Here is a 26,785-nt window from a genome sequence, read left to right on the forward strand (position 1 = left end):
ACGCCTCCTGGGAAGCGTGGCTCCTACTCCAATCAACCCTTCAAGAATTGCAGCAATGCATCGTTAAATTCCTTAGGGTGGGTAGCATTGAACCCGTGAGGGCCGCCCTCAATCACGACTAACTGACTGCCTGCGATCCGCTCATGCGCTTTTTGGCCACTGATCTCGACAGGAACGATCGCATCGGCGTCACCGTGGAGAATAAGCGTTGGTACATTAAATTTCTCAAGGTCCCCGCGGAAATCGGTATAGCTAAATGCCGCGATGCAATCGAGTGTGCCTTTCGGCGACGCGAAAGCTGCAATGTCACGATTGTATAAGCGGAACGCTTCGTTTACCAAGTCCGTTCTGTCTCCGGAGGCGAAGAAATTGGTTGTGAACCCATCCAGAAACGCTAGACGGTCCGCCTTCACCCCGTCTTGAAATCCTTGAATAGTCGCATCGTCAAATCCGCCGTCCGGGTTATCCGATGATTTGTACAGATATGGAGGGATCGCACCGGCCAGCACCGCTTTTGATACCCGCTCCGTTCCATAAGTACCGATGTAACGCGCTACTTCGCCTCCGCCCATGGAGAACCCGACGAGGGTCACATCCTGGAGCTCCAGGTGTTCAATCAATGTGTGCAAATCCGCCGCGAATGTATCATACTCGTATCCGTTCCACGGCTGGGAGGACTGGCCGAATCCGCGGCGATCATACGTAATCACCCGATAACCGGCTTCCACTAGTGCAGGTACTTGCTTCTCCCAGGATCTTCCGCTAAGCGGCCAGCCATGGATCAGTACAACCGGCTTACCGGTCCCGACATCCTCATAATGAAGCTCGATTGCAATTCCATTCTCCTGTCCAACTGTAACGTTTGCCATTGATATATCCCTCCGTTTTTTGTTTGATGACTCCATGAGCTTCCAGCTATTTATTTTTTAGCGATAAAAGAATTATGTTGATGATTACCGTATTCTTGGATCTCCTCCTTCACTATAAAATTTATCTAAAATTTTTAACGTCCGGAATATACCAATTAATAGTCTAGCTGTCAACGTCCAAATGAAATGGTTTATTTTGTCGAATTTTAATGAATTCACTTTAAACTCTATTACTCTTATGACTAAAGATCTATTTGCTTACTAATATCATTTAGACATGAGATGCGCGTAAACACCTATGCATGACAAAAAAACCAGCAGACCCGCTCCGGGACCTGCTGGTTTTCTTGTATGTAAGCTATTTCGCCGAGCCGGACTCAATCCTGAAGCACAGGCTCCAGCACTTTATCCTGAACAGTGAGACTGTTAATGGGTGTATTGTTGATCCACGATAGCGCGAGCGTGCCCTCACCCATATGAACGCCTACGACCGGGACAAAGGTCATAATTTCCGTACGCACAGAAGGCGACATTTCCTTGATCGCCGACTCCAGGCTCAGCGCCTCTTCCATATTGTTGGCATGCATAATACAAATATCCTGAATCAGCCGGATATCCTGGCCGAGTGTCTCCAGCAGCTTTTGCTTCGTTTTCTTGAAGGTGCGGATTTTGTCCACGACGACAACTTTGCCTTTATCGAATTTCAGCAGCAGGTGAATCCGCATCAGCTGGCCCAGCAGAAGCTGGGAGCCGGAGAGCCGCCCGCTGCGGTGCAGCTGGCTCAGACTGGCAGGGATCAGATAGAAAGACATCTCTTGGATGATATTTTCGATTCTGCTCTTGATCTCCAGCGCAGAACAGCCTGCCTGCTGCCAGTGAACGCCGCGCATAATCATCTCGCGGATCGGGTAAGCGCCTACCTTGGAATCAATGCCAATTACAGTAACGCCAGCAATGTCTGCTGCCTGCATTGATGTTTGGAAGGTTCCGCTAAGCTCGGAGGAACAATGTATCGCAATAATTTCATCATAGTCTTCCTTCAGGCGCTCGTATAATTCCACGAACTCACCGATTGGCGGCTGGGAGCTGCCGACCTTGTCATTCTGGCGCATTTTATCATAGAACTGATCAGCAGTAATATCAATATTCTCTTTATAACATTCATTATTGACAATTAGACGGAGAGGAACAATATAAACATGGTTATTACTGGCGAATTCAGAATCAATTGTGCTGGTGCTGTCGGTTACCCAGGCTATGGATTTCAAGGTCACAACTCTCTTTCGTTGGGGATTGGCTACGATCAGGAATCAGCAGCTTAAACTATCTGCATATTCGTAAATTATACAGGAAGCCAAGCACCCGTATAGCGATTACGGAAAAATCCCAGCACTTTTTTTCAACTTAATTCGACATAAATTCACATTATACATGATAGATATACCTATTAGAGAAGAGGCCGGATGTGGTATGTAGAGACACCAAAAAACGGATGCACCTCCTGCTAAGGAAGCCGCATCCGTTCAATAACGTTTCACATGTGTTGATGGTGAGTCGCTAATCATTAGATATCAAGCGCAGCATGATATCCTTGATAAATTGCAGTCGTGATGGTAGACGCTTTAACACAATCTCCAATTTGTGCTACATAAGGTGCACAATCTATTAACTCATCGACGACATTTCTTCTGGCTCGTTGTCCGAGTGCACAAATTACTGAAGTACCCGGAATAAGATGTTCTTCACCATTTGGATCAGCGCAAACAACACCTTCTTGGGTAACATACAGCCCTTTATATCCTAAATGAACGTGAATGTTGTTCTTTTCGATTTCTTTTCGCATACTCGGGCGATGTCTGATATTAGCATCTGGAGCCAGCTCCGTTCTTTTCTTGAAACCTACATCCTTGGGGATAAATAATTGGTTGCCGAGATTCTTGGATTCTACCGTATCTGGATCAGCGATCATGTAACAGCCGTGGATGCGGCATTTCTTGACCGCGCTCCCCGCTTGAAAATCGTGAGCAATATTTCCGGCGGATACGATAATCTGCATATTCCCGAAATCAGCCGCCGCGGAAGAATGGCGACCAATACACCGGGAGTTCTAAACGACACGGTGGCCGATACGATCTTCGGTCTGCTGGTGGCCACGGCGCGTCGGATGCCGGAGCTGGACCGGTACGTTCGAAACGGGCGCGCGAGTTTAAGCTCGCGAGTTTAAGCTGATGAAGAAGACCGCCATTTTCATCAACGGATCTAGAGGAGCGACCGTCGACGAAGAGGCGCTGGTCGAGGCGCTGCGCAGCGGAACGATCCGGGAGGCAGGACTGGACGTGTACGTGCAGCAGCCGCTTCCGGACCATCATCCGCTGACGGCGCTGGATAATGCGGTTCTGCTGCCGCATATCGGTTCGGTACTCGGGAGACCCGGCTGGAAATGGCCTGGGCGGCGACAAGAAACCTGGTGGCCGGGATTAAAGGCGAGACGCCGGCAAACCTGATCTAAGGCATAACAAGAACAGAGCGGACACAAAGGATGCCCCGAAAGCCATTATTGGTATGGCTTTCGGGGCATCTTAGTTGGCGCGTATCAGGCTCGTCCGCGATGCTTGAAGTAATTGACGCCGGTTCGTCCCGACGCCGCCTGGACCATCCGGAGCGCCGCGGCCCCCGCGGCTTCCGCGAGCCGTTCTTCCTCGACATGAACGAGCCGTCCGTCTTTCACGACAATTCGGCCCCCGACCACGGTCATATCGACGTTCTGGCTGATGCCCGTGACGACAGGCAGAGCCGTGTCGTTGAACAAAGCGCCGGCATATTCCAGCCTTCGCGAGTCAATCATGAACAGGTCTCCCGCCTTGCCGACCTCCAGAGAGCCGATCGCGTCCTCCCAGCCGAGCACTCTCGACGATCCGACCGTACCAAGCCATAAGCTTTCTTCAGCCGTCGGACCCGCGCTTCCGGCGGTCAGCTTGTGCAACAGGTAGGCCTGACGCGCCTCTCCGAGCAGATTGGACGCGTCGTTGGACGCCGAGCCGTCCACGCCGAGTCCGACGTGAACGCCCGCCTGCAGCATGCTTCGTACAGGGAATACCCCCGATGACAGCTTCATATTGCTGCTCGGACAATGGGCGACGCCGCACCCGCAGGCGCCCATCCGGCGGATTTCATCGCCGCTGAAATGGATGCCGTGCGCGTACCACACATCGCGTCCGATCCAGCCCGTCTTCTCCATGTATTCGAGAGGCCGGAGTCCGAGTTTTGCTTGGCAGAAGTCCTCTTCATCCTTCGTCTCGGCCAGGTGGGTATGCATCCGGACGCCGTAGCTGCGCGCCAGGCGGGCGGATTCCCGCAGAAGATCCTCGGACACCGAAAAAGGCGAGCAGGGCGCGACGCCGACGCGGACCATTGAGAATTTAGAGGCGTCATGATAGGTTTCAATAACCCGGCGGGTGTCCCTCAGAATGACTTCCGCCGTCTGCGTCACCTCGTCCGGCGGAAGCCCTCCTTGGGACCTGCCCAGGTTCATGGAGCCCCGTGTCGGGTAAAAGCGGATGCCGAGCTCTCCGGCGGCGCGGATTTCCTCGTCGATCAGCTCTCCGCTCACGGCGTCCGGGAAACAATAAAAGTGATCGGAAGCGGTGGTGCAGCCGGTCTTCAGCAGTTCGCCGAGGCCTACCATGGCACTCAGATAAACATCCTCCGGCCGCATGTGGCGCCATATTTCGTACAGCGTCAGCAGCCAGTCGAATAGCTCGCAGTCCTGGGCCCGGGGGATGTTCCGGGTAAATGTCTGGTATAAGTGATGATGGGTGTTGATCAGCCCGGGATAGACGATCTTTCCCGAGGCGTCAATGACGGTGTCGGCGTCCTCGTAGGGAATGTCCGTCCCGATGGCTTTGATTTCCTGTCCTTCGATGAACAGGCTTCCTCCGGGGTAGCAGCGGCGCTGCGGGTCCATGGTGATAATGTTGCGGGCATTCTTGATCAGCAATGTGTTCATGCCAAACCTCCCTTTGAAATGTAAAATGCAAAAAATCCCAACCGCGAGCGCAATATCGTAGATATCGCGTTCGTAGTTAGGATTTTACGGACCCCAGTAGAGCCCCCGAACCGATTATCGGGGTTATACGAACAACCTATAAAGTTGCTATTAGTATACGTAGGCATTAAATGGATGTCAACCGTCTTGAGCGTCATACACCCCGGGATACCGAATGGCTTGACGTATGATATCCTGACTTCAGCCGCCTGGAATCGCATGAGCACATGCTGAATTCGCATGCTTTTAAATGTTGTCAACAACGTTCATGCCGAAACCCTGTTTACAATTTGGTGGCAAAGAAAGCGCTTCGATTTAAATTCTCTTAGAGCATCATCTGCATCAGCATCAAGACAGGCTGAAACATTTACGCAATAATATGGGACGTTATGAAAGTATACCTCCGCTTGAAAGTGAACATTTGGGTGATTATCTTGTATTAGATGGTGCAATTTTACGGGAAACTGTAACGATACAATGGCTGGAGAATTATATTTCCTATTGTAAAAAATAGAGTATCTATGGGAAGCTCCTCATACACTACGTTTTCAAAATAAAAGCTAAAAGCAAAAGGGTTCGAGCATCTGTAGCTCGGACCCTTTTGCTTTTTCTATACGAAGCGTAGTTCCCCCTCACAATCAGCCGTTCAAGAATTGCAGTAATTCATGGTTAAATCCCTTAGCGTGGGTAGCATTGAATCCGTGGGGGCCGCCATCAATTACGACTAACTGGCTGCCTGCGATCCGCTCATGCGCTTTTTGGCCACTGATCTCGACAGGAACGATCGCATCGGCGTCACCATGGAGAATAAGCGTTGGCAATTTAAATTTCTCAAGGTCCTCACGGAAATCGGTATAACTGAATGCGGAGATGCAATCAAGTGTGCCTTTCGGCGATGCAAAAGCCGCAATATCGCGATTGTATAAGCGGAACGCTACGAAGACAGCCCCATTACTCTAAGGCCGTCTTTCGGTCGCATTTTTATGATTTTCTCTGTCTCCACGTGCATTGTATATTTAGTGGCCTTGTACCCACCGCCTGAATTTACCTAACTTGCCTTTAACTCTCCGCCCCTTGTATCGTTCGATTTTCATTAATCCGCACTTTATAAGACTCCCCCCATGCTTTCATAGACACAATGACCGGTTCCAGAGTCCTTCCGAAATCAGTAAGGGAGTATTCTACTTTTGGCGGAACCTCTTTGTATATTTCTCGATGAATAATGCCATCCCGTTCAAGCTCTCTTAACTGCAGTGTGAGCATAAACTGTGTAATTCCCGGGTTGAGGCGCCTAAATTCATTGAATCTTTTCGTTCCTTCCATGAGCTGATAGAGAATGATCCCCTTCCATTTTCCACCAATTATATCCAGTGTTGTTTCAACCGGACATGCTTGCATATCCGGATTCACTCCATATTTGTTTCTTCGGTCTCCCATCAGCTTATCCCCCCAACGGTTTGATTTTTAATACTATATCATAAAAATATGCGTACTTACTTAAAGCAATCGAATTGATTTACAATGCAACTGTACAACATTTCCTATTTGAGAGGATGGATATCATGAATACTCACCAAAAGATAAAAGCAGTCGGCGCATACCGATACCTCCCAATATCCAATCCGGAAAGCCTTATTGATCTGCATTTGGATAAACCGGAACCTACAGGCCGCGATTTGCTGGTAAATGTAAAAGCAATCTCTGTCAACCCTGCAGACGTAGGCGTTCGCGAAAATCATAATTACGAAGCCGAATCACCGAAGATTCTTGGTTGGGATGCTGCCGGAATCGTAGAACAAGTCGGTCCTGACTGTCAATTGTTTAAACCTGGGGATAAGATCTATTATGCAGGAAGTGTGTCTCGACCAGGCAGTAATAGTGAATTTCACTTGGTTGATGAACGAATTGTCGGAAATATGCCCAGAAGTTTGGATTTCGCAGCCGCAGCCGCATTACCGCTTACCTCGATAACTGCATGGGAGGGCCTATTTGATCGTTTAGGAATTAGCATAAACGCACATGTAAACAAAAGTATACTTATTATCGGTGCAGCTGGAGGAGTGGGATCGATTGCCATTCAGCTTGCCAAATTAGCAGGTTTGACTGTCATCGCTACTGCTTCGCGTCCAGAGTCAACTCAGTGGGTCAAACGTCTAGGTGCGGATTTTATAATAAACCACAATAACCCTTTTCTACCTCAGCTCAAGGAATTCGGTATAGATACCGTAGATTATATCTTCTGCTTGAATGAAACTGTACAGCATCTATCGAATATGGCGGACGCCATTACCCCCCAAGGTAAAATTTGCTGTATTGTTCCTACAGATAAGGCTACCTGGGCAGGAAATTTGAAAATGGACTTGCTGTTTTCTAAAAGTGTAACGTTTGTATGGGAGTTCATGTTTACACGGTCCTTGTTTCATACCAGAGATATGATTAAACAACACGAATTGCTGAATCGCCTGGCGGACTTAATCGATGATGGCAAATTAAAAACTACACTAAATGAACGACTAGAACCCATTAATGCAGCAAACCTACGTTTGGCACATGAGAAGTTGGAAACTGGACGATCCATTGGAAAAATTGTATTAGAAAACTTCTAATATACGAAGAAGGCTCGTTCGGTCCCAAAAAGCGGTAATGGCATAGACTAGAATAAGGCCCCTTGCCAATAGGGGGCCTTATTGTGTACAAAGGTATGATACAGGCGGGTAACTAAATCCCTTTTTATTCTTATTGAACTACGAGTCTTTGAGATCTCGCAGCAGGCTCTACTTGCCTCCTACGCCCATGCAATTCGTTGGATTATCCAATTGGAGAATGATCTCCTTCGCTTTTTATCATATGCTCTTCTCTATACTGGCCGGGACTAACGCCTACATGCTTCTTGAACACTTGGCAGAAATACCGCTGGTTATCGTATCCGACATAAGAGGATATTTTAGAGATTTTGAAGCTGCTTTCCCTCAGCATCTTTTTCGCTTTTACGATGCGCAGCAAAGTGACATATTCCAGAATCGTTTGCCCAGTTGATTTAGAATATAAGTTACTTACATAGGAAGCGTTGAGATCAAACCGCTCTGCCAATTGATCAAGCTGGATATTCTCATGATAATGGGATTCAAGATAAGCTTTGATTTCATAAACCACCTTTTCTTTCAGGGTAGTCTTCGTTACGTTCAAATAAAATTGTATACTCTGCGCCAAATCCATGCATATTTTCTTTAAAGATGCCCAATCCGGCGCTTCATGTATCTCTTCAATCAGCCGCATGCGGTCTCCGATCACTCTCTCAATCTTGATTCCATAGTCCTGCCCGATCAGATCGTGCAACCGGTTTGCCCACAGTGCGCCTGTCTTCTTCAGGGTAACGGGAGCGATTAATTGCTTTGTCCCCCATTCCGTCCAACATTCAAGCATCTCTTCGAACTCTTTTTGTTCGTAACGGATAAAGGATTGTATTTGATTAGACCACTCGGAGACTACTCTTTCAGAAACGCGGGTAATCTCCGGCCAGCTATTCACGTTCATTACCGGAACGCCGAAGAACAAACCCATTTGACATGCCTTGTCGGCAGCCAAAAAAGAGATGTGCGCATGCATGATATTGGTTACAACCGGACCGATTCCAAACGACAATGAAATATCGTCCAATGAACTGTCATTCGAAAATGTTACGGCTGCAGCCATCAGAATTTCCGTTAATGGCGCGTACTCCTCCAGGTTCGCCATGCATAATAAGATGACCTTCTGCTGCTCGTAGAAAAGCTCCACGACGATTCCGCGATTCGCCAAAAAGCTCAGGAGAGCATCCGTAACACCCTTGTTCTTCATTCGTTCGAGCCAAAGCGTCGCCGAGCTTCCGATCAGGATCGCTGCAAACTGGTCATAACCTTCGAATGGCGTTTGATCGAATGTTGGACGTTTCCCATGGACGATTAGATCCGTAAACACCGCTGAATCTAATGCTTTTGCAATTCGAAGCTCAGGGCGATTCCCTGTTTGATCCGCTTTACGCTCCAGACGCTCGATCGCCCTAGAGACGGTCTTGGCCACTTCCTCGAGCTCTGTCGGTTTGATCAGATAATCCACTGCCTCCAGCTCAATGGCTTCTTTGGCATATTCAAACTCGGAATATCCGCTCACGATGATGCATTCTGCTTTGCGGCCGTTCTCCTTCAGGGCACGGATCAGATCAAGCCCGTTCAGGCCGGGCATCCGAATATCTGTCAGGACAATGTCAGGATCCGACTGAAGAATCCGTTCCAGCGCTTGTTTGCCGTTGTTTGCTGTCCCCACGATCTGTACCCCAGATGCGTCCCAATCGATCATGGCCGACAACGTTTCCACCACGAGCTGTTCGTCATCCGCTATAAAAAGTTTATACAAGACATGTCCCCCCTTCATAGCCCGACCTCAATCCATTATACCGATCTCAAGGGTAACTTTGGTTCCGGCACCCGGAACGCTGTCTATGCAGATCCCACGCTCTTGGCCGTAATGCAATTGGATCCTTTCCTGTATGTTCCTTAAGGCATATCCCCTCGGCTGCATAACAGCAGGATCAAAACCCACTCCGTCATCCTCAACTTCGAATACAAGCGTTGCCCCTTCTCTTCGGCCCCGAATAGCAATGTTCCCTTTATCCTCTTTCAACTCGATTCCATGAAAAATCGCATTTTCTACCAACGGCTGAATAAGAAGCTTCAGCATGCGGATGTGCTCGATTCCAGGTTCGAGGTCGATTGTCACTTCGAATTTCCCTCGATAGCGGATATTCTGAATCTCCAAATAATTTCTTACTTGGTCGATTTCATTGCCGACAGTTGTAATGTAGTCCCCGTTGTTCAAGCTTAATTTAAAAATATTCGAAAGAGACATGACCATTTTGGAAATGTTTTTGGCACCGATTCGTTCCGCCATCAGATATATGGAATTCAGCGTATTGTATAGGAAATGAGGGTTGATTTGACTCTGCAGCGCATGCAGCTCCGCTTCCTTCTCCTTCAGCTTGGCTTCGATCAATTTGTCCGATAATTCGGTATTGGTACGGAAGGTCCGCAAGAACTGATTGCCGATTTTGCCGATTTCGTCTTCCTCTTCAAAGAGGATGCCTTCGATTTCATCCCGTTTTGCCACTTTTCTGGCGACGGAAGAGAGCAAAGTCAATTGCTTGGTGATCCGGTTTGAGATCAGAAAAGAGCCATAGGCGGCGAGCAGGAAAGCCATCAGCGTCAATGAGAGCGTAACATTGCGGATCAGGATGATTTCCGAATTGATGCTCGAATAGGGGATCATGCTGACCACTTTCCACCGGGTTCCCGGATTGGTTGCGAAGGTGATGACATACCGTTCTCCGCCCATCGTTGCGATGCGGTTGCCTTGTTCAGGCAAATCATTAAGCTGATTCAATTCTTTTTGCGGAATCTTTTTAAAATCGGTGTTGCGGGAATTTGAATAGATGATTTTGTTTTGCTCCAGGATCATCAAATCCCCTTTTTCCCTGTTGGAAATGTTCTTGAACATTTCATCAAAGACTCGTCTATCGATCGAAATGATCAACATCCCGATCGGTTCAAGCGTATCGAGATTATTTAATTGCTTACCGTACAACAGCAGGTTCGGACTGTCCTTGACAAGCCGGACTTCATCGCTGTTCAGCCATAATCCCCGGCCGCCCATGGCGCTCACCTGCTTATACCATTTCGACCGGGAGACCGCCTGATAGATATTGTCGTAACTGAATCTGTCCCATTGATTCGTGACCATCAGTTCCCTTTGTTCGCTGCCTACGAAAACGTAACGTATATATGATTTATTGTTGGAAATATTGACGATCAAACTGCGAGTGGCATTTTGAAGGTCATAGATTTCCTTGAAATCAGGCTTGTCATAGGAAAGGAAGGACTGAACATCACGGGAAGACAACATCAGTTTCGAAATCGCTTCAACGTCATTCACGAAAGTTTGGATATTCCAATTGATGGAGCCCAGCAAATTGGAGGTGGTATCAGACATCTTGTTCTCAATCACCCTGCTCAAATAGACAAAGGTTAAGGAGGCGATAAGGACAAGCGGCAGCAGAGAGCAGATGATGGACAAAATGATGATCTTGCTGCGGATGCTAATCGATAGGAACAGCCGGTTTATTTTCATGGAATCCCTCTGACTGAGAAGAGTGTAGAACCTGGTATCTTCAGTATACCTTAGCCCAAGGTATATGGGAGATTAACCTTTAGTCGCTCCTGCGGTCATGCCGGAAATAACGCTCTTGTTGAAGCTGAAGTAAACCAGCATGGTCGGGATCGTCGTGATGCTGATAGCGGCAAAGGTTGCTCCCCAATCCGTTAAACCGTACTGGCCGATGTAATCCATTAAGCCCACCGGAATGGTCCGGGATTTCAGGTCGTGAATAAACGTATTCGCGAAGATAAACTCATTCCAGACAAAAATCAGATTCATGACGACAACCGTGACAATCGTATTCCGGGACAGAGGGAAGATCATCCGCCAGAACACCTGGTAGACACCGCAGCCGTCCATGACAGCCGCCTCCATAATCTCGTTCGAGATGTATTTGTAGAAGCTCACGAAAAGATAGATCGAAATAGGTAGAGCAAAACCTACCTGGGGCAAAATCAGAGAGGTGAGCGTATTGATAATCCCCAGTTTGTTATAAAGAATGAACAGCGGGATAAGCACAACTTGGATCGGGATCATGATTCCGCACAGAAATAAGAACAGCACGCTTTGGCTCCATTTAAACGACATCTTCTCAATAACGAAAGCGGCCATGGCGCTGAACAAGATCACCAGCACGATGGTCGTCATGGCGACGATCAGACTGTTGGAAAAATAAGTCCCCAGATTTCCTTTATGCCACACGCTCAGGTAATTTTCGAATGAGAATCGGCTGGGGAGGCTAAGCGGGTTGTTGCCGGCAAAATCGGTGGGCGCCTTAAAGCTGGAGATGAACACCCAGACAATCGGATAAACTTGAATGACAAGAAGAGCAAATGAAATACTCACAACAATCGCTTTGGAATAGCCGGTAAATTTCATCTTCAGGTCTCCTTACTGTCCATCATCCGTCTGATAAAGGCGACTGCGATGAGGCTTTCAATGACGATAAATACGGCCATCGCGCTTCCATAACCGAAGTCCAGACTGGAGAATGCAGTTTTGTACATATAAGTCGGCAACAATTCCGTTACACGGCCGGGTCCCCCGTTCGTCATGAGATACGGGATGTCGAACCCTTTTAGCGCGCCCGTAGTAGCCATAATGATAGAAACCATAAGTACAGGCTTAATCAGCGGCATTTTAATTGAACGAAACAGATTCCAGGAAGAAGCTCCGTCAATTCTGGCAGCTTCCTCAATATCTGAAGGAATGGAAATTAGCGCACTATACAGGATAATCATATAAAGACCGATAAAACGCCAGCCTTCGGGTACCGATACGGCAGCCAGCGCCCACTTCAAGTCGGAAAGCCAAGGCCTGCTCCAGTCTCCGAGGCCGATCTGCTGCAGCACATAGTTCAACATTCCGACCGGATCGAACGAATACACATTTTGGAACAGCTGCGCGATGGCTACCGACGTGATAATAGCAGGAGCGAAATACAGCGTTTTGAACAATTCCCTGCCTTTGGTGATACTGGTCAGCAAGATGGCCACCAGCAAACCGAGAAACACCTGCATGACCACAATGATCAAAACATAGGTCAGGTTGTTGCTGAATGCCTTCCAGAACGTTTTGTCGCCTCCGAACATCTTGGCATAATTATCAAAGCCGATGTAGACCATATCGGATACCCCGTCCCAGGAGAAGAAGCTAAAGTACATCGACCAAAGGATGGGCGCCAGAACGGTGAGCAAATACACCAGTAATGCAGGCAACAGGAAGACGAGAGCGGCTTTGTGATTGCGTAGGATTTTATCCATACCCTTGCTCATTCCCCATTTTAGTATTATTTGGCTTGCATAGCTGGCCAACCGGATTCCGGCTGGCCGTTTGTTCAATGCGGCTATTTGAAATATTTCGGCGCGTTTTCTTTAATGGCTTGATCCATGAGCTCCGCAAAATCATCCGGAGTATGGGCCCCGAGAGCCAAAGCATTCAGCTCGTTGCCAAGCAGCTCGTTCGTGGCCGGGTCGAGGCGCGTATCCCACGGGACCGCGAAGACGCTTCCCGATTTCGCGATTTCCTCTTGAATCTTATAGAAAATTTCCGGCATCCCCTGCGTCTGATCAAGCGAATACTTGAAAGGCGAGAACTGGCCTTTTTTCGTATAGGCCTCCGGGTATTTCTCCAGAAGGAACTTGACGAATTCCTTCATCGTATCATCGAAGGTATCCTGGTTAAATGCAACGCCGATGCCCGAGTTAATGAAATAATCATTGTCTGCCGTCTTGGCGCCTTCCATCATGGGAAGCCGGAAGAATCCGATGTTATCCTTCATTTCCGCGCTCAGTTTATCGTTTGCGAAATTCATAGTTTCCCACGAGCCCATGTAATAGATGCCGGCTTTGCCGGCCAGGAACAGGTCGCGTGCTGCCGTGTAATCCGTTGCCGTGAATCCTTGCTGGAAATACCCTTTGGTACCCAGTTCGTGTACGAAATTAATGCCTGCCATGCCGGCCGGGTCCTTGAAGGAGGCTTTACCCTGCTTCACATTCTCGATGAAATCATTGCCTGTCATGCGGAAAGGCTTGTACGCCAGGTACCGAAGCACCGGCCATTTGTCCTTACCGTCGACGGCAATCGGCGTAATCCCGCCCTGCTTCAGCTTCTCGGCAACCTGCATGAACTCATCGAACGTCTTCGGCGGCTCAAGGCCGAGATTCTTAAACATCTTGATGTTGTACCAGAATACCTCAATCCCGTATTCGAGCGGGAAAGTGTACATGCTACCATCTGCGAACTGTTGGTATTGCAAGGCTACCGGACGGAATTCATCGTATTTCCCAAGCTCCTGCAGCAGTTTTTTCATATCTACCAGCTTTCCCTGCTGCACCAGCTTGGAAGCATAGGCATCAGGATCGGTATCGAACATAGCGGGCATCTCGTTGCTCGCAATCAAGGTCCGCAGCTTCTGCAAATAGGACGGGCGATCACCGGTGCCTTCCAGAACTAGTTCGAAATCCGGATGCGTTTTGGAGAACTCGTCTGCAATTTCTTTTACGGTAACCGCCGGAGGGCTGTCCACGCCGCGGGCTACGAACCATTTGTAGGTTTTCTTGTCTACCTTCGCCGGAGTTGCCGATCCGTTTCCTGCAGCGCCGTTATTGTTGTTGCCGCCTCCGCATGCGCTCACCAATGCCACCAGAACAACAAGCGATAACGCCAAGGCCAATCTTTTGACATAATATTTCATGTAAATGACCTCCTGTTAGTTGGGAACCGAAATAAACGCCTGTTCGAAATTCGCCCGGCCCTCCTGGACAAAGCAACCCCAGCTGCCCGCTTTTAAATTATACAAGCGCGTAGTCATGGCGACCTGATCGGCCAAGTATACGACGCAAACGGAATTTTCTACAACAATCTTGATATCGTAAACCGTATCGGCTTGTAAATCTATCGGCACTTCCAGCTCTACCGCATGCGGACGATCTCCGTCGATGTGCCATTGCGCCTCGCCCTTCACCCTGCGGGGCCACATGTCAAACACCAGGCGGTTATGAATTGGTTCAAGGCGAATGTAATAAGCTTCGTCGAGCTCCCCGCTTGCGCGAAGCATGATGCCGCAGCTTCGGGTTCCTGTAGCGAAGGACAGCCGAGCCGAAATTTTGCAAGTTTCGGGCATGGAGCCGGCTGATATGCAGGCAAATGTTTCGTTAGCCTCCGCAGTTATGTGTCCCTCTGACTCCTTCCAATTCCCGATCCGCGAACCCCACTCAGCTGCCTGCTTTTTTGCAAAATGCCGGGAAACGGTCTCCGGTATGCGAACCGTTAACGTTCCATCCGGTTCTTGAACGACTTCGTGTACGACCAAGTTTCCGGCCCATTGCCAATCTCCATAATCGTCCTCGTTGTCCTTGCTGGGATCCCAGCCGAAAGCGTACCGCTTGTTTCCGTCACTCCATGTTTTTGCGGCATAGAACGCTCTGGCGTCAAACGCGTCGTTTCTCGGCGCCGTCCAAGGTCCGCTCAAAGATTTGCTCATGCGGTAATGGGTGACGAACCGGTCTGAGAACGTGGAGTAAACCAGATACCACCATTCCCCGATCCGGAACAAGTCCGGACATTCGTGCGTAACGTACATTTGGGGATCCCAGAAAGGCTTGCGGATCTCCCATTTCTTGAGATCCCTTGAAGCGCAGAGTCCGATGCTCCCCCGGCGCCGGGAAGGACCTTCTTTGTTCCTTGCGGCGAGAAGCATCCAGTACTCCCCCGCCTCATCGTTCCAGAACACGAAGGGATCGCGCCAGTCATGTCTTTCGTAATGAATACCGTCCGAATAGAAGGTATCTTCAGGGATTTTCCGCCACGATTCCATATCCGTGCTCACAGCATGCATGACACATTGGAGCGGCACTCCGTCCTCGACGAATTCCGGATTCGGATTGAGACCGGTATAGAACAGATGGTATTCACCTTCCGCTTCGAGGATCGAGCCGGTATAGCAGTTCAGGTCCTGCTCGCTCGCACTTCCGTGCTTCAGCATTTCGCCTTTTTCTTCGTAGTGCACGAAATCGCTTGTACGAAGCTCGAACCATGAGGTGCCTTCTCCGTGAATTTTCTTGTTCTCCCTCCAATCATGGAGATAGAACAAACGAAAGCTCCCGTCTTTATAGAAGGGGATAAGGTCTCCCACCCAAGCCCCATCCGGCTTGTAAAACAAGTTAGTCATTGTTTGTAACCCCTTTCTTTTATCATAACTTGATTATAGAAGAAGTTGAAAGCGCTTTAAATTCTAACTTCTTTGTCATATGTTCAATATTTTTTGTTTTCCTAATTTAATGAAAAGACTGAGGATCAATATGTCCGAGAAGGATTTCGATATGGCGGCCTCTTCAGGCGGGATGATGATGGGGATGAGCAACGCGTAAGGGGCGGAAGTTGGGAGGTTACTCTGCTTTTTACAAATGACCCGCAATTAAGGGATTACGCTGATTCCTGTGCTTTATATCGCCAATCAAATGAACGGCTTCCACGGGGTGGTCTGGTCGTTTAGGTACATTAGAATCGATACACTGCCGCCTCTTAAAGCAAGAAGGTACGGAAAAGCCGGTACAAAATTGACCGGAGTGCTGCTCCCGCTTTTCTGCACCAGTTGGGCCTCCAGCAGCCGGATTTGCCGCTGCAGCTGCTCCCGGCGATAAGGAGTCTGCATCTCGCTACCCTGCGCCGCATTCACCTTGTCCAGCTTCATCATCAGCAGGTTTCGCTGCTTCTCCAGGGAACTGACATCGCTCTGTGTGCCGCCATGATCTGTCCCTCCGTTTCGTAAAAATCCCTTCAAGGTAAATCAAAACTTGCCCTACTTATGATACAGTTCACCGTGATGGCTGAAGCGGCAAATTGTGGTTTTATGGTTTTTTCAATAATGTCACGACAAAAGAGGTTGTCCCCATCGCACTTTTCGCCTCAATTCCCCCTCCATGCAATGTGACGATACTTTTAGCAATAGCAAGTCCCAAGCCTGATCCGCCCGTATATTCTGAACGTGACTTTTCTACTCTATAAAATCTCTCAAAAATATAGGGAAGATCGACACTTGGTATTGATTTCCCATAATTCTTCACTTCAACTTCAACGGTTTGTTTCGAGTCTCTTACGATAAGATCAATATATTTCCCTTCTTTTCCGTATCTCATGGCGTTTTGAATAAGGTTCTCAAACACCCTGGCTATTTTATTCCCATCTCCTACAATGACAGGATTATCACTCTTTATGAATGTCCTCATTTGCATGTTTGCTGCTTGAATTTGAATCCTATGCTGTACAACTAACTGATTTATCATTTCTTCAATATTTATGGATTGATCGCTTACCAGCGTTTCTTTGTTTTGGACATAGGTATATTCAAACAAATCATTAATTAAATGATGTAATCGTTCGGCCTTAGCATTCACAATCTGTATATAAGCCCGAAGCTCGACTTCGTCCCTGTATTCATCTTCATTGATAAGATTCAAGTATCCGATGATAGAGGTTAGCGGTGATCTAAGGTCATGGGCAACATTGGTCACCAAATCATTTTTTATCTGTTCGGATCTCCGCTCTTCCTCAATGGCCTTCCGGGCTTGAATGACTACATTATTAATATGAGTAGCAAGCTCATTTAAACCGGCTTCTGCTCGCTCTTCAACTTTATAATTAAAATTACCGTTAGCAATAAGCTCAACTTCACGTATCATATGATTAAATTCAATTGAAACATAGCGCTTTTTTTCAACTTGATAGAACAACAACAGGTATCGTAAGAAAATCAACCCAATAATCAAAGGAACAAGTATGGCCCAGAGAGGAGAAAGGAGATTCACTATGAAGGCTACCGAACCAAACTGTTTCTGAAAATAATATATTGAGGAAAATAAAATAGCTGCTGTTACCGCCGATGCTATTAGGGATAGCAGGACATAGAGAATTGCTTTCCAAACCGGAATGGTTTTAATAATAAATAACGTATTATTTTTCAATTTTATAACCAACTCCCCAAACCGTTTGAATAACCGCTTCTCCTGTTGCTGCAGAAATTTTATCTCTTAGGTTACTGATATGAACCATAACGGTCTTATTAGATCCAGTACCGATTTCATTCCATACCTTTTCAAAAATCTCCTCTGATCCGAACACTCTTCCGCGGTTTTTGGCCAGCAAATACAAAATATCAAATTCAATCGCGGTCAACCTTATTTCTTGCCCCTGAGCATGAACCGTGTGGCTTTGTTTATCAATTTTTAGGGAGTGGATATAGATACTATCCGGATCTTTAACTGTTGGCTGATAATTAGCTCTGCGTAACAATGCCTTTACTCTGGCTGTTAATTCCAACGGATTAAAGGGCTTGATCAAATAATCATCAGCACCAGTCATTAAACCAACGATTTTATCCATATCCTCCGTTTTTGCACTTAGCATCAGGACTGGAATTTCATGCTCTTTTCGAATTTCTCTGCAGACATCCAGTCCATTCATTTTGGGCATCATAACATCTAATATCACGAGATCAACAGAGTGACGCTCCATAAATTGAAGGGCTTCAACTCCATCGTGCACTGTATAGATTTGATAGCCTTCATTGCGCAGATACACTCCAATTAACTCGGCAATCTCTTTATCATCATCTACAATAACTATCTCTGTACTCATAGTTTCTCCCCTCAAAACCCGGGCTCTATGTCACCCTAATCTTAACTTATGCAATATATGATTCCCATTGCTTCTCTTTAATAGTCCGTTTATTACTATATACCCCAAGATTGCTCCAGCGGTATTGGCAATTAGATCATTGATATCCGTGCTCCTGCCGTTGCCACATATTATTCTGATCATCATCTGAAGAACCTCAATAGATAAACTGAGAAAGAAACCGGAATAGGCTACGTTTTTTAAGGATTCAAACTTTTTATGGAGTAATGGCAGATACATCCCAAAAGGCATTAACATAATGATGTTTAATATAAAAGTTTTTATGTCGATCGTTAATATTGGAATGAAATTAATCGTCTTGTACCAAGGAGTCAGATTAGCATATTTGCCAATATTCACTTCGATGGGGAAAAACACTAACTGCATGACACACAATAAGTAAATACTAAACGTGATTATTATTAAATATTGGGCTACACTACGTTTCCTTTTTTTCCACAGGGCATCTGCAACCAAATACAGAAGAACTAATAAGAACATGGGTGCGAGGATATAGGTGGATTGAATCGTAAACATAATCGATTGTTCCATGCTACTTCCTCCTTATTTAAGATGTTAGCTTAACTTTGACAAGAAAAATGGGACTGTTGAACAGTCCCGTTCAGCCCATCCAACATGCTTATTTCGCAACCGGAATGATAAGCCCATCGATCGATATACTTGTAATCAACGCTGCATCTAAGAAGACCTTTTTACCCTCTTTGTTTAAATTATAGTGCCATTCAAATCCCCGATCTGATGTACTTGTTGAGCCTAAATAAAGTTCAGTTTCCTTGCCGTCTGATGTCGAAATGCTAATTTTAGGGTTATATTCCGGTAATTGATCACTGTGCCCATCTAAGCGGTTACCTTCAATGCCAATCCCAATGGTGGACAAATTTATCGTTTGAAGAGACAGCTTTTCTTGTTGCTGTGAGAGGGTATGATCTACTCCGATAGTGTACGATGTACTGCTCTCTTGTGCTGTAAAAGTATTCTGGAACGGACCCTTAGCAATAACGGCTCCTGTAATGTTATTCACTACGGCATCCGCCTGAATCGTAACTTTCTTTCCTTTCAGACTACTCGGTGTATCGACATCAAACATGGCGATGATCTTCTTACCGTCCTCTGTCACTCTTTGCTCCACCATGTAACTGGCATCCTTTGCCCAATTCAGTTCAAGTGCAGCAATGGCTGCATCCTGCGGGAAAACCGTGCCGTCTTCGTTCTCAAAAGAAACGATAATGATCGCACCGTTTCCTGCAATAATGCTTTCTTCTACCGTTGTTTTCATCCCTGCCATTACTTTAGACTGATTAATTAAGGTCGCAGATCCCGCCGAAATTTCGGTATTCCCATTAAAAAAACTTTTGAAAACACTCCTATCTGATGAAGCTAGAGCTGAGGTTCCCATCGCCATTAATGATATTGCTGCCACAACCGCTGTACCTGCCACCCATTTTGTTCTCTTCGTTGGTTTATTCCCATTCTGATTGTTGTTCATGGTACATTCCTCCAATTATTTATTTTGTGGTGTTCTTGGTGATGTACTTAGTTTAATCAGCAGTTTCTAAGTTCTTTTAAAGAACATTTAAAGATTTACTAAATTTTCAGGGGAGCCGGGGATTACGCATCTGATTGTGGCTGATAAAGGCTAGACTCTATACAAAAAAGCACCGTACCCTTCAATTATGAAGAGCATGGTGCTGATGGTTCCGCCGTCAATGACACACTCCCATTCCTAGTGAATCTCTCGAGAAACTGTTCTATTTGGTCCATGTAACCCGGCACCGTGATCTGCCTGGGCATGAAGAGACTGATCATTACTGCCCGAAGATCGGAATCAGCTGTTTTCGTGCTTAACATCGAATGCTCTGCGTCAGGGAAGACCTCAACCGTCAGCAGTTCCGGCTTTACGTTATTGCGATACACATGCTCAGTCTCTGTCCAATCAACATGGATATCTTCTTCCCCCAAAAGCAGGAGTACTGGAGAATTAAAATGACGAAGATCGTCCGTTGCGTCTGACAAGAAGTTTTTACTGACAAAGGTCCATCTGTCCTCCGGCATCACGCTGCTTCCCTGCGCCATTTTTAGATATTCGTCATATTCGGCCTGTTTGGCTAAGAGCTGCCGTACCCGGTAGTCGTACGTTTCTTCGGCTTGAATGTCTTTTTCCGAATAACCGTCCTTGATCATCTGCTCACGAGTATGATAGGCTCCTTGCCGTATCCAGTTAATGGCGGGCGATACAAGAATACTGAAGGCTAACTGCTCCTTCCCGGCAAGCTTAGGAATGACCCATCCGGCCTGACTGGCGCCCCATACCCCGATCCTGTTCGGATCGATCAACGGATGCCCTTTTGCCCATGTAATCGCCTCACGAGCCTCATCTGCCCGATCATCCATGCTCTGTTCCAGCCAGCTTCCCTCAGACCCGCCGATCCCTCTTTTATTCAGGGATAAGGAGGCATAGCCGAGGCTAGCTAACCGCTCCCATAACGGCTTGTACCCGTCATCGTGTGTTGCATTAATCGGTCCATCCCCATGGATAAAGAGGACTAATCCCAGCTTGCCTGCAGCGTTCTTAGGCAGCACCAAAGTTCCCGTAAGTTTGCCGGTGGACGATGGGATCTCGACCCTCTGCTCTACCATGTCAAAACGGTTTTGCTCCAAAATATATAATCCTATACCGCCAATAAGCAGTACGACGATCATCGCATAGATTAAGCTCTTTTTTTTCCTCATTGTTTCTTTAAAATCCCTCCCTCCTCTGTACCCTATACTCCCACTCCGATTCGTTGAATAACAGATGCAATATAAACCGATTCTCCCGGGACAGTGTTTGGAACGATAATTGGTCATATAGCTGCTGAGCGCGCGGGTTACTGCCCGAGACGTACAGGCTTAGGCGATCCAGACCCGGGTCCATATCCACAACCTGCTGTGCCCATTGCAAAAGCAGCTTTCCAACGCCCTTGCTTCTCTGGTCCGAATGAACAACAAGGTCTGCTATATAACATTCGCCAGACTCAGGTTGATGATCTAGTACATATAGGCCGATCAGCATTTTGATCAGGTTCCATCTGCCAAATTGGCTGAGCATCCTCCATGACGGCAGCTTCTGCCTGCTCTTTTTTGTGTCAACAACCGGTTTCCATTTCATCGCTATGCTCCCAATCACCTCTCCCTGTTGCAGGGCGACCATTCTTTGAGTGGACGGTTCAGTTGGGATGTATTCCAGCAGCTTTTCGAAAAATAGAGCCAGATCATCCTCATTCATCTTGGTCAGCATGTTGAATTTGCCATGGAACGCTTGAGCCAGTAATCTTCCGACTTGTTTATTGTACCGGGAATGCATAGGCTCTATCGTAATTGGTACTGTCCCTATGTTGGATTTCCCCCTTCAGACTTTGCAACCGGTGCGATCAAGGCCTGTAGCTCATAGTGCAGCATATCGGGACTAAATAGAGATAAATATGATCTTTCAATGACAACCAGAGGCCCCAAAAGAGGGATAGATTGTGCAGCAGCATAGTCGAAAAATTGTTCAATCCGATGCTCAAGCTCTTCCTCCTGAATAATACATTGCCGGGTAAGGTACTCTCCTTCAGATAAAGCAACATCTCCCGGAGCCTCAGTTTCCAGATATAAGGTAACGGTATCCGAACCGTCATACAGGTAATGGATATCGGATTCAAACAAGTTCGGGATGTGGTCGGCCTGTTCAGCAAGTACTGCCGCGTTAAGCCTCGTATGTGAATCCAGCTGAATAAAGCTTTTAAGAAATGTGGATTTACGCTTCTTAATGTGGAATTGGCCGGGCTGCAAGCTGTAGCTTTGCTGCTCCTGTAACACTTTGAGAATGAACTGCCGAAGTTCTTGGAGGCGCAGCAGCTCTGCTTCGATATTCTGCAAGGAATGATGAAGCAGCTGTAGATGCTGATCTGCAGAATGGGAAATCATGCATTCTTTAATGGACTGGACAGGTACCTCCAATTTGCGGAGCAATAGGATACGGGCTAACTCGTAGATTTGATCCATACCATACTTCCTATACTGATTTGTATCCGTGTAAGCAGGCTGAAGAACACCCTTCTCTTCAAAATAACGGATTTGATGGACCGACACGTTCATCAGCTTAGCAAGTTCACTAATCGTAATTTCGCTTTTTATAACGATCACTCCTACAGTTGAGGCTGGAATATATCTCAACAGTACACCTTAGGTCTGACCTAAGGTCAAGTGTCATGCTAACAACACTAAAAAAATAGACAGCCCCATTACTCGAAGACCGTAACACATGCCTCCTGCGCATTCGCCTGATAAAGGGCCTCTGAAATGACGCCCATAAAGGGATCAGAAATGAGATTGATTTTGTCAACAAGACGGTAAATTAAGGGGTCTATGTGGTTCAAAGGGAGTGTCCGCACACTCCCTTTTTTTCGCTGTTACTTGGTACGGTTCACCGCGCTGTCTGCAACGGGAGATTTTCTGTTATACATTATATATTTAATGTAAAACATAAAAAATATATTGTAATAGATAAATTCAAGTGCTATAATATTTCCAGATAACTTACAATTAAACATAGAAAGGATTCGAATCGTTATGAAACAGAAGAATGAAACTGCAAAAAAAATAAATCATTATACTAAAGTTACCCTTGCGGTTTGGTACTTTGTTTTAGGAGCCGGTATCTTCATGTTCATTGCCGCCTCTGTTTTTATAGGACTCCATTACATGGACAAATTACCCCTGGGTCACCTGGTAATCGAGTTTACCACTCCTGGACTTCAAATTAATGTGGATAGCAAACTGCTATCGGGTTTTTCAACCCCAGCTATCGTTTCCATCGGAATGAATATCCTAGCGACGTGGATTCTCTTGCTTTATTTAGTGCGGCAGTTTTCGAATATTTTCAAATCGTTTTTAGATCATCATTCTCCGTTTATCATGAACAATGTCTATAGGCTAAGACATATTTCTTATTCTTTCTTCCTGTACTCCGCTGTCATTCTCGTTTTGGGAATTATCCTAAAACAACTTTTCACCCAAGACTTCCTATTACCTGGTACAGAACATCTAAGGTTACATATTCGTGCTTCCATCCCGTTTTGGCCTATCCTATGTGGAATCTTCGCTATGGGAATGGCTGAAATATTTCATTACGGGTTAAAACTGCAGCAGGACAACGATTCCATCGTATGAGGTGACTAGAATGGCGATAATCATTAGACTAGATCGGGTTATGGCAGATAGAAAAATATCATTAAATGAACTTGCCGATAAAGTAGGCATATCAACGGTTAACTTATCATTGCTTAAAAACGGGAAAGTTAAAGGGATCCGATTCAATACCCTTGAAGCGATCTGTAAGGAGCTCAACTGTCAGCCTGGAGATATTCTCGAGTATACCGAAATTCAATGAGGGATGATTCGTATTACAATGGCGGATTTCTCGGGGTGGCCAATATGAGAAAGTACTTCATGCTTGCATTCATCAGTATCACATTATTGCTATCAAGCGGACAGGTTTATGCCTGTACCTCGTTTGCTGTCTACTCCAAAGACATTGTTTTATACGGTATGAACTTCGATTACCCGGATGCAGAGATCATGCTAAAGCCGTCCCAGAAGGGCAGTATCAAGGTATTTTCCATTATGTTTAAGGATAGCTCCAAGGGGGCGGGCGGTGAATTCAGCCCTACGGTTCAATATAATTCGAAAGGTTTATTTATATCTTCGCAAATGCAATACCCGCAAACCTCAGGTAAAAGCAGGCCGGGAAAAGGCGAGTTCTATTTCGATGCGATGGATAACTATCTTTATAGCACAGGAGACTCCAATATAATCAAGGAGTTCTTGGTCTCCAATCGAATCGTTCAATATCCCTATCCGACCTTGCACCGATTAGTTGCAGACAAGAACGGAAACGCCATGATCGTGGAAAGCGGCGATCACAAGAATGAAATGATAACGATGAAGAATGATTTTATTATCATGACCAACTATAAAAACTCGGACTATACGAACACGGATGCAAAATTTATTCAAGGAATAGGGGCTGACAGATATAAGGTTGCTAGTGAATATCTATCGAAGTATATGAATGTCTTCAATATTGACCGCGGACTGGAACTGTTGAGCATAACAAAACAAGATACCGGCAATTATCCAACCCAATGTACAATGCTGTTTGATCCTCAAAACAACGAAATATATATTTCCTTTAAAGGCAATTTTAACAAGGTTTGGAAGTGGAATGTTGACAAGCGTACGATTGAAACCTACAAGGGATTTCATAAATACACCAAGATATTAATTCCGGTTGAAGGCATTACGGTCTCAGAGTTACTTCATTTGAACAAGAGTAAAAGCGACTCTGCTGTAGCCCTGGAGATCCCTTTTGCGGTTATCATTGTTGGACTTTTTATACTAGCGCTCATGGCATTTACGAAAATCAACAATAAACGCATCCTTTACATTACATGGTCCGTTTTAGCATTAGGTGCAACCTTTTCGGCCACATACCTTCTACAGGGGAGTTATCCGATCCTCACTTTTATTTGGATACTCGTGCCGTTCATTTATTTATGTAAATCAAACAATGTACACGAAATCCCTATAAAGGAAATGCCAATAAAAAAATTCCTGAAGTATATGAACATGAATTTATGTGTAGTGCTTGTTGTGTTTGCTGTATTCGAACCATGGTCAAGCACCTATAAATCCTTCATTCACCTTGTCAGCAAAGGGCAACATCCAGATACAACCTTTGCATGGCTGAACCAGTATGATCTCTTTTCATCATTAGCGGGAATGTATTTTTACAGTGGGTTTGTCACTATGTTCGGCGAAGAACTCTTCTTTAGAGGATATTTATTACACTTACTTAGAGCTAAAATCGGAAATAAAAGGGCCATTTTCGTTCAGTCGGCACTATTTTCATTATGCTGCGGCGCCCCTATGTTTATGTTTATGTCCTTTACACAGGGAGTAATATTCACTATATATGCTATGACCATCGGTATTGCCGGGGGATGGACCGTTTTGAGAACCGGGAGCATTTTGCCAAGTCTATTTACGGCAGCAACAACAAACCTGATATTGGTTGTTCTATTTAGATAATTTCCGCTAATCTGTTCCTGACTCTAAGTGCTTCATTTTTTTGAAGTGCACCTTCTCGAGTACCTTATACAATTGCTAAGATCGTAATATTCTTCACATGCACCAAAATTTTACAATGATAAGCTTAATAATATATGCCTTATGACACTTTAGGAGGTAATTCAATGAGCAAGTACGACGAAGCCATGAAGCTGCTGGAAGAACAAGTGGGTAATAAGGACGGCCTGATCACTCTGTCCACTATCGCGCTGGAACCGGGGGCCAATGGCAAAAGCCGTCCCGCCGCCCGCATTGTGGATGCCTATTATGAGGACGGCGCGTTCTACACCGTCACTTACGCGACCTCAGGCAAGATGCAGCAGATCGCCCAGAACCCCGAAGTCGCCGTTTGTATCATCGTCGAGAACTTTACGGCCGATGGTATCGGTGAGAACCTGGGCTGGGTATGTGAAGAGAAGAACGCAGAGATGATGACAAAGCTGCGCACCATATTCGCCGATTGGTATTACGAAGCCAATAACGATGAAGACCCTAACACATGCCTGCTGCGCATTCGCCTGATAAAGGGCCTCTGGAATGACGCCCATAAAGGGATCAGAAATGAGATTGATTTTGTCCATAAGACCGTAAGTTAAGGGGTCTATATGGTTCAACCTTATTGGATTAATGTGAAGTAGGCATTTGATAATAGACAATGTTAGCTTAAAGGGAGTGTGAGGATACTCCCTTTTTTGGCCGTTATTTGTGGTGGGGTTCTCCGCGCTGTCACTAACGGGCAGTTTCACTTACAGTAATGACGACATTTCCCTTCTTATGTTTCTGTTCGACATAACGATGGGCATCAGGAATTTGTTCCAACGAATAGCGTCTGTCTATAACTGGTTTAATGTTACCGGCTGCAAGTTGCTCTTGTAGGAAGATAAGATCTTCAACGCGAGGCTTTTGTGACATAGCCACACTCACATATTTTCCGTTCGTACGCAGTGCTTTTTTGAATGTCGATTCTTTGACTTTCGATATCATTTTCCCAACGGCATCAAAGATTAGATCATAGCTTTCTTCAAGCGCCATGAAATCCTGTTTCGTATAATCTATAACCCGATCGGCTCCTATAGATCTTACCATCTCAAGATTGGCAGTACTGCATACCCCTGTTACATCTGCCCCGTAATATTTGGCAAGCTGCACCGCATAAGTCCCCACACTTCCAGAGGCACCATAAATAAGGACCTTCATTCCGCTCGCGATATTCCCCTTCCTTAGAAAGTTCAACGCGGTTATTCCCCCGATGGGAACAGCGGCAGCCTCCTCATAGCTCACATTGGCCGGTTTGATGGCCACCAATCCATCTTCAGGCAAACATTTGTACTCGGCA

General features: G+C 46.2%; 28 protein-coding genes, 1 pseudogene and 1 riboswitch. Of the genes and pseudogenes, 8 read left to right on the forward strand and 21 right to left on the reverse strand.

Annotation, left to right across the window (positions count from 1 at the left end; genetic code table 11):
* Positions 1-32: 32 nt before the first annotated feature.
* The 3 genes from AQR02_RS22045 to AQR02_RS31525 form a co-directional block, all read right to left on the reverse strand.
* Complete coding sequence (locus AQR02_RS22045) at positions 33-869, reverse strand: alpha/beta fold hydrolase (RefSeq protein ID WP_054942565.1); 837 nt, start codon at positions 867-869, stop codon at positions 33-35.
* Positions 870-1,246: 377 nt separating this feature from the next.
* Positions 1,247-2,143: a DegV family protein gene (locus AQR02_RS22050; protein ID WP_342447492.1), complete on the reverse strand. Its 897-nt coding sequence runs from the start codon at positions 2,141-2,143 to the stop codon at positions 1,247-1,249.
* A gap of 290 nt (positions 2,144-2,433) precedes the next feature.
* On the reverse strand, positions 2,434-2,925 hold the full coding sequence (locus AQR02_RS31525; protein ID WP_245237690.1) for a ubiquitin-activating E1 family protein: 492 nt from the start codon (positions 2,923-2,925) through the stop codon (positions 2,434-2,436).
* On the opposite strand from AQR02_RS31525, the gene AQR02_RS35365 reads away from it, so the two are divergent.
* On the forward strand, positions 2,848-3,093 hold the full coding sequence (locus AQR02_RS35365) for a Rossmann-fold NAD(P)-binding domain-containing protein (protein ID WP_342447493.1): 246 nt from the start codon (positions 2,848-2,850) through the stop codon (positions 3,091-3,093). The genes AQR02_RS31525 and AQR02_RS35365 overlap by 78 nt on opposite strands.
* A 4-nt stretch (positions 3,094-3,097) precedes the next feature.
* Complete coding sequence (locus AQR02_RS35370; protein ID WP_054942568.1) at positions 3,098-3,373, forward strand: NAD(P)-dependent oxidoreductase; 276 nt, start codon at positions 3,098-3,100, stop codon at positions 3,371-3,373.
* An 89-nt stretch (positions 3,374-3,462) separates the two neighbouring features.
* On the opposite strand, the gene AQR02_RS22065 is transcribed toward AQR02_RS35370, so the two are convergent.
* Positions 3,463-4,875 (reverse strand): 8-oxoguanine deaminase, encoded by a 1,413-nt coding sequence (locus AQR02_RS22065; protein ID WP_054942569.1) that lies wholly within the window; start codon positions 4,873-4,875, stop codon positions 3,463-3,465.
* Between the two features lie 53 nt (positions 4,876-4,928).
* A riboswitch (purine riboswitch) is annotated at positions 4,929-5,026 on the reverse strand.
* 207 nt (positions 5,027-5,233) lie between these two features.
* On the opposite strand from AQR02_RS22065, the gene AQR02_RS31535 reads away from it, so the two are divergent.
* Positions 5,234-5,428 (forward strand): virulence activator alpha C-terminal domain-containing protein, encoded by a 195-nt coding sequence (locus AQR02_RS31535; RefSeq protein WP_280818657.1) that lies wholly within the window; start codon positions 5,234-5,236, stop codon positions 5,426-5,428.
* Positions 5,429-5,552: 124 nt separating this feature from the next.
* Here the strand turns inward: AQR02_RS31535 and AQR02_RS22070 are convergent.
* A pseudogene (locus AQR02_RS22070) lies at positions 5,553-5,849 on the reverse strand (alpha/beta fold hydrolase); the annotation flags it as partial.
* Positions 5,850-5,973: 124 nt separating this feature from the next.
* A complete protein-coding gene (locus tag AQR02_RS22075) occupies positions 5,974-6,351 on the reverse strand; it encodes a winged helix-turn-helix transcriptional regulator (RefSeq protein WP_054942570.1) in 378 nt (125 codons plus the stop codon).
* Between the two features lie 125 nt (positions 6,352-6,476).
* Here AQR02_RS22075 and AQR02_RS22080 point away from each other — a divergent pair, with 125 nt between their 5' ends.
* On the forward strand, positions 6,477-7,520 hold the full coding sequence (locus tag AQR02_RS22080) for a zinc-binding alcohol dehydrogenase family protein (protein WP_054942571.1): 1,044 nt from the start codon (positions 6,477-6,479) through the stop codon (positions 7,518-7,520).
* A 202-nt stretch (positions 7,521-7,722) separates the two neighbouring features.
* Here AQR02_RS22080 and AQR02_RS22085 read toward each other — a convergent pair whose 3' ends face one another.
* The 14 genes from AQR02_RS22085 to AQR02_RS22150 form a co-directional block, all read right to left on the reverse strand.
* Positions 7,723-9,306 (reverse strand): response regulator, encoded by a 1,584-nt coding sequence (locus AQR02_RS22085; protein ID WP_054942572.1) that lies wholly within the window; start codon positions 9,304-9,306, stop codon positions 7,723-7,725.
* A 27-nt stretch (positions 9,307-9,333) separates the two neighbouring features.
* Complete coding sequence (locus AQR02_RS22090; protein ID WP_054942573.1) at positions 9,334-11,073, reverse strand: cache domain-containing sensor histidine kinase; 1,740 nt, start codon at positions 11,071-11,073, stop codon at positions 9,334-9,336.
* Between the two features lie 72 nt (positions 11,074-11,145).
* Complete coding sequence (locus AQR02_RS22095; protein WP_108722081.1) at positions 11,146-11,979, reverse strand: carbohydrate ABC transporter permease; 834 nt, start codon at positions 11,977-11,979, stop codon at positions 11,146-11,148.
* A 2-nt stretch (positions 11,980-11,981) separates the two neighbouring features.
* Positions 11,982-12,863, reverse strand: coding sequence for a carbohydrate ABC transporter permease (locus AQR02_RS22100; RefSeq protein ID WP_209444245.1), 882 nt, complete (start codon positions 12,861-12,863; stop codon positions 11,982-11,984).
* Positions 12,864-12,946: 83 nt separating this feature from the next.
* Positions 12,947-14,296, reverse strand: coding sequence for an ABC transporter substrate-binding protein (locus AQR02_RS22105; protein WP_054942575.1), 1,350 nt, complete (start codon positions 14,294-14,296; stop codon positions 12,947-12,949).
* 15 nt (positions 14,297-14,311) lie between these two features.
* Entirely contained in the window at positions 14,312-15,772 is a 1,461-nt protein-coding gene (locus AQR02_RS22110; RefSeq protein WP_054942576.1) for a glycoside hydrolase domain-containing protein, read from the reverse strand.
* A 285-nt stretch (positions 15,773-16,057) separates the two neighbouring features.
* Entirely contained in the window at positions 16,058-16,384 is a 327-nt protein-coding gene (locus AQR02_RS32070; RefSeq protein WP_054942577.1) for a FlxA-like family protein, read from the reverse strand.
* 67 nt (positions 16,385-16,451) lie between these two features.
* Entirely contained in the window at positions 16,452-17,564 is a 1,113-nt protein-coding gene (locus AQR02_RS22120) for a sensor histidine kinase (protein WP_054942578.1), read from the reverse strand.
* Complete coding sequence (locus AQR02_RS22125; protein WP_054942579.1) at positions 17,554-18,237, reverse strand: response regulator transcription factor; 684 nt, start codon at positions 18,235-18,237, stop codon at positions 17,554-17,556. The genes AQR02_RS22120 and AQR02_RS22125 overlap by 11 nt, the downstream gene beginning before the upstream one ends.
* A gap of 30 nt (positions 18,238-18,267) precedes the next feature.
* Positions 18,268-18,828 carry a VanZ family protein gene (locus AQR02_RS22130; RefSeq protein ID WP_054942580.1) on the reverse strand — a complete coding sequence of 187 codons (561 nt, stop codon included), beginning with the start codon at positions 18,826-18,828 and terminating at the stop codon, positions 18,268-18,270.
* Between the two features lie 88 nt (positions 18,829-18,916).
* Positions 18,917-19,783 (reverse strand): hypothetical protein, encoded by an 867-nt coding sequence (locus AQR02_RS22135; protein WP_054942581.1) that lies wholly within the window; start codon positions 19,781-19,783, stop codon positions 18,917-18,919.
* 185 nt (positions 19,784-19,968) lie between these two features.
* Positions 19,969-21,027: an alpha/beta hydrolase family protein gene (locus AQR02_RS22140; protein ID WP_054942582.1), complete on the reverse strand. Its 1,059-nt coding sequence runs from the start codon at positions 21,025-21,027 to the stop codon at positions 19,969-19,971.
* A 7-nt stretch (positions 21,028-21,034) separates the two neighbouring features.
* Positions 21,035-21,574 (reverse strand): GNAT family N-acetyltransferase, encoded by a 540-nt coding sequence (locus AQR02_RS22145; RefSeq protein WP_245237671.1) that lies wholly within the window; start codon positions 21,572-21,574, stop codon positions 21,035-21,037.
* A gap of 92 nt (positions 21,575-21,666) precedes the next feature.
* The gene (locus AQR02_RS22150; protein WP_245237672.1) at positions 21,667-22,464 is read right to left on the reverse strand and encodes a MerR family transcriptional regulator; all 798 of its coding nucleotides are present in this window, start codon (positions 22,462-22,464) and stop codon (positions 21,667-21,669) included.
* Positions 22,465-22,890: 426 nt separating this feature from the next.
* Here AQR02_RS22150 and AQR02_RS22155 point away from each other — a divergent pair, with 426 nt between their 5' ends.
* From AQR02_RS22155 to AQR02_RS22170, 4 genes are all read left to right on the forward strand, one after another.
* Positions 22,891-23,490 (forward strand): DUF2975 domain-containing protein, encoded by a 600-nt coding sequence (locus tag AQR02_RS22155; RefSeq protein ID WP_054942584.1) that lies wholly within the window; start codon positions 22,891-22,893, stop codon positions 23,488-23,490.
* A gap of 10 nt (positions 23,491-23,500) precedes the next feature.
* The gene (locus tag AQR02_RS22160) at positions 23,501-23,710 is read left to right on the forward strand and encodes a helix-turn-helix domain-containing protein (RefSeq protein ID WP_054942585.1); all 210 of its coding nucleotides are present in this window, start codon (positions 23,501-23,503) and stop codon (positions 23,708-23,710) included.
* Positions 23,707-25,410, forward strand: coding sequence for a CPBP family glutamic-type intramembrane protease (locus tag AQR02_RS22165; RefSeq protein ID WP_054942586.1), 1,704 nt, complete (start codon positions 23,707-23,709; stop codon positions 25,408-25,410). The genes AQR02_RS22160 and AQR02_RS22165 overlap by 4 nt, the downstream gene beginning before the upstream one ends.
* A gap of 164 nt (positions 25,411-25,574) precedes the next feature.
* Entirely contained in the window at positions 25,575-26,045 is a 471-nt protein-coding gene (locus AQR02_RS22170) for a pyridoxamine 5'-phosphate oxidase family protein (protein WP_054942587.1), read from the forward strand.
* Between the two features lie 133 nt (positions 26,046-26,178).
* Here AQR02_RS22170 and AQR02_RS34740 read toward each other — a convergent pair.
* The coding region (locus AQR02_RS34740; protein ID WP_245237673.1) for an NAD(P)-dependent alcohol dehydrogenase at positions 26,179-26,785 on the reverse strand (607 nt) is incomplete at its 5' end.

The sequence above is a fragment of the Paenibacillus ihuae genome, from assembly GCF_001368795.1.
Classification (GTDB): domain Bacteria; phylum Bacillota; class Bacilli; order Paenibacillales; family Paenibacillaceae; genus Paenibacillus_AQ; species Paenibacillus_AQ ihuae.

What these genes read in the sequence shown, in the direction of transcription:
- AQR02_RS22045 (WP_054942565.1), bottom strand. Translation starts at nt 869, where the DNA reads ATGGCAAACGTTACAGTTGGACAGGAGAATGGAATTGCAATCGAGCTT.
- AQR02_RS31525 (WP_245237690.1), bottom strand. Translation starts at nt 2,925, where the DNA reads ATGCAGATTATCGTATCCGCCGGAAATATTGCTCACGATTTTCAAGCG.
- AQR02_RS35370 (WP_054942568.1), top strand. Translation starts at nt 3,098, where the DNA reads ATGAAGAAGACCGCCATTTTCATCAACGGATCTAGAGGAGCGACCGTC.
- AQR02_RS22065 (WP_054942569.1), bottom strand. Translation starts at nt 4,875, where the DNA reads ATGAACACATTGCTGATCAAGAATGCCCGCAACATTATCACCATGGAC.
- AQR02_RS22075 (WP_054942570.1), bottom strand. Translation starts at nt 6,351, where the DNA reads ATGGGAGACCGAAGAAACAAATATGGAGTGAATCCGGATATGCAAGCA.
- AQR02_RS22080 (WP_054942571.1), top strand. Translation starts at nt 6,477, where the DNA reads ATGAATACTCACCAAAAGATAAAAGCAGTCGGCGCATACCGATACCTC.
- AQR02_RS22090 (WP_054942573.1), bottom strand. Translation starts at nt 11,073, where the DNA reads ATGAAAATAAACCGGCTGTTCCTATCGATTAGCATCCGCAGCAAGATC.
- AQR02_RS22095 (WP_108722081.1), bottom strand. Translation starts at nt 11,979, where the DNA reads ATGAAATTTACCGGCTATTCCAAAGCGATTGTTGTGAGTATTTCATTT.
- AQR02_RS22100 (WP_209444245.1), bottom strand. Translation starts at nt 12,863, where the DNA reads ATGGATAAAATCCTACGCAATCACAAAGCCGCTCTCGTCTTCCTGTTG.
- AQR02_RS22105 (WP_054942575.1), bottom strand. Translation starts at nt 14,296, where the DNA reads ATGAAATATTATGTCAAAAGATTGGCCTTGGCGTTATCGCTTGTTGTT.
- AQR02_RS22110 (WP_054942576.1), bottom strand. Translation starts at nt 15,772, where the DNA reads ATGACTAACTTGTTTTACAAGCCGGATGGGGCTTGGGTGGGAGACCTT.
- AQR02_RS22125 (WP_054942579.1), bottom strand. Translation starts at nt 18,237, where the DNA reads ATGAGTACAGAGATAGTTATTGTAGATGATGATAAAGAGATTGCCGAG.
- AQR02_RS22130 (WP_054942580.1), bottom strand. Translation starts at nt 18,828, where the DNA reads ATGGAACAATCGATTATGTTTACGATTCAATCCACCTATATCCTCGCA.
- AQR02_RS22135 (WP_054942581.1), bottom strand. Translation starts at nt 19,783, where the DNA reads ATGAACAACAATCAGAATGGGAATAAACCAACGAAGAGAACAAAATGG.
- AQR02_RS22140 (WP_054942582.1), bottom strand. Translation starts at nt 21,027, where the DNA reads ATGAGGAAAAAAAAGAGCTTAATCTATGCGATGATCGTCGTACTGCTT.
- AQR02_RS22145 (WP_245237671.1), bottom strand. Translation starts at nt 21,574, where the DNA reads ATGCTGACCAAGATGAATGAGGATGATCTGGCTCTATTTTTCGAAAAG.
- AQR02_RS22155 (WP_054942584.1), top strand. Translation starts at nt 22,891, where the DNA reads ATGAAACAGAAGAATGAAACTGCAAAAAAAATAAATCATTATACTAAA.
- AQR02_RS22160 (WP_054942585.1), top strand. Translation starts at nt 23,501, where the DNA reads ATGGCGATAATCATTAGACTAGATCGGGTTATGGCAGATAGAAAAATA.
- AQR02_RS22165 (WP_054942586.1), top strand. Translation starts at nt 23,707, where the DNA reads ATGAGGGATGATTCGTATTACAATGGCGGATTTCTCGGGGTGGCCAAT.
- AQR02_RS22170 (WP_054942587.1), top strand. Translation starts at nt 25,575, where the DNA reads ATGAGCAAGTACGACGAAGCCATGAAGCTGCTGGAAGAACAAGTGGGT.